Genomic DNA, 2,383 nt, shown 5'->3' on the forward strand with positions numbered 1-2,383 from the left:
GTAACGGGAGTAACCGGAGCAACGGGAGTAACGGGAGTAACCGGAGCAACGGGAGTAACCGGAGCAACGGGAGTAACAGGATCAACAGGAGTAACTGGGGCAACGGGAGTAACAGGATCAACAGGAGTAACTGGGGCAACGGGTGCAACCGGAGTAACTGGGGCAACGGGAGTAACAGGATCAACAGGAGTAACAGGGGCAACGGGTGCAACCGGAGTAACTGGGGCAACGGGAGTAACTGGGTCAACCGGAGTAACCGGCTCAACAGGCCCAACCGGCGCCACAGGTAGTACACCGGCCTTGCTCTTCACAAGAACCAACGGGCCGCTCACTGTTTATCCGCCGTTAAATACAGAAGTTGCCGTTGCTACGCTGGCAATCCCAGTTAATGCTTTGCAGAATGTAAAGCTTGATTATGCCCTCAGTGTCGCGTTAACATCTGCAGCCAATTCAAACTTTGTTTTTGAGGTGAGATTATATAGGGGAACAGTACAAATTCATACAAGAACTCTGTCGCGAACTAATACTACCGCAGCTACGGATAGTTTCTCGATTGCTGATACAACAGTGGATACAGCACCGACCGCAGGAACAAACACGTACCAGCTGAGGATTATTTTCACAACTGCTAATAATTTAACGGCAGCAACTGCTCTCAATATCGATTTTAACAGCATTCGTTTCCCGACAACCTAATGACAACAGCAGACTGATATTTTAAAGATGAAAGACCTGACTTATGCACAGTTAGGTCTTTTTTCTGTAAATGCTGCATGATGCAGCCTTAAAGAACATTTAAAAATTTGCCCAATAGAAGTGGGATTTTGCCACACCTTTTTTCTTCGTGGAAATATTATGAAAATAGAGGTGGTGTAATGAGAAAAGGAGATACTTGGTATAACAGATACGACTCTTGGGATTACGACTGCCGGAATTGCAATGATTGTTGCTGTCATTTTCAACATAAAAGAAGAAATCAAAGGCGCAGTTATCAAAATCGGGCACATTGCTGTGAAGGATTCTGTTGCGAAAACTCTTGCTGCCATGAAAGATGGTGTCCATGCTGTCATCCAAATCATTTTCATGTAAGAGGATTCACCGGAGCAACGGGGTTTACCGGAGCAACGGGGTGCACCGGAGCAACGGGGCTGACCGGAGCAACAGGGCTGACTGGAGCAACGGGATTCACTGGAGCAACGGGATTCACTGGAGCTACGGGCTCGACTGGGAATACCGGAGCGACTGGGGTAACCGGCGTCACTGGAGATCCCGGCGCGACTGGAGCCACCGGCGCCACGGGAGTAACGGGAGCAACGGGAGCAACAGGCTCGACCGGAGCAACCGGCGCCACCGGAGTAACGGGAGCCACAGGAGTAACAGGCTCGACCGGAGTAACCGGCGCAACTGGGATAACGGGAGCAACCGGGCTCACCGGTGCAACTGGAGTAACCGGAGCGACCGGAGTAACAGGTGCAACTGGGGTAACGGGAACAACCGGAATAACCGGAGATACTGGAGCCACTGGAGAAACCGGGATAACGGGAGCCACGGGAGTAACAGGCTCAACCGGAGTAACGGGGGCAACTGGGGTAACCGGAGATACTGGAGTAACGGGAGCAACCGGAGTAACTGGAGTAACCGGGGATACTGGAGCGACCGGAATAACGGGAGCTACTGGGGTAACCGGAGCCACTGGGATAACGGGAGCAACCGGGGTAACCGGAGATATCGGAGTGACCGGAACAACCGGAGCCGCCGGAGTAACGGGAGCAACCGGTGTAACAGGAGCGACCGGAGTAACGGGCGCAACTGGTATAACGGGAGTAACCGGAGATACTGGAGCGACGGGAATAACGGGCTCCACCGGAATAACGGGCTCCACCGGAATAACAGGAGCCACCGGAGTAACAGGAGCGACCGGAGATATTGGAGCCACTGGTGTAACGGGAGCCACCGGAGTAACGGGAGCAACCGGAGTAACAGGAGCAACCGGAGTAACGGGCGCCACTGGAGTAACAGGAGCCACTGGTGTAACGGGCGCCACTGGAGCGACAGGAGATACTGGATCCACTGGTGTAACGGGAGCCGCTGGAGTAACAGGAGCGACCGGAGTAACGGGCGCAACCGGAATAACGGGAGCCACTGGTGTAACGGGAGCCGCCGGAGTAACAGGAGCAACCGGGGTAACGGGAGTAACCGGAGCTACTGGAGCGACGGGAATAACGGGAGCAACCGGTGTAACAGGAGCAACCGGTGTAACAGGAGCCACTGGAGTAACAGGAGCGACTGGTGTAACGGGCTCCACCGGAGCGACAGGAGATACTGGATCCACTGGTGTAACGGGAGCCGCTGGAGTAACAGGAGCGACCGGAGTAACGGGCGC

2 pseudogenes are annotated in these 2,383 nt (G+C 54.2%); both read left to right on the forward strand.

The window, feature by feature from the left end:
* A pseudogene (locus SB724_RS19290) lies at nucleotides 1-696 on the forward strand (hypothetical protein); the annotation flags it as partial.
* 179 nt (nucleotides 697-875) lie between these two features.
* Nucleotides 876-2,383: pseudogene (locus SB724_RS19295) on the forward strand (exosporium glycoprotein BclB-related protein); the annotation flags it as partial.

The sequence above is a fragment of the Bacillus sp. SIMBA_031 genome, from assembly GCF_046535225.1.
GTDB classification, from domain to species: domain Bacteria; phylum Bacillota; class Bacilli; order Bacillales; family Bacillaceae; genus Bacillus; species Bacillus velezensis.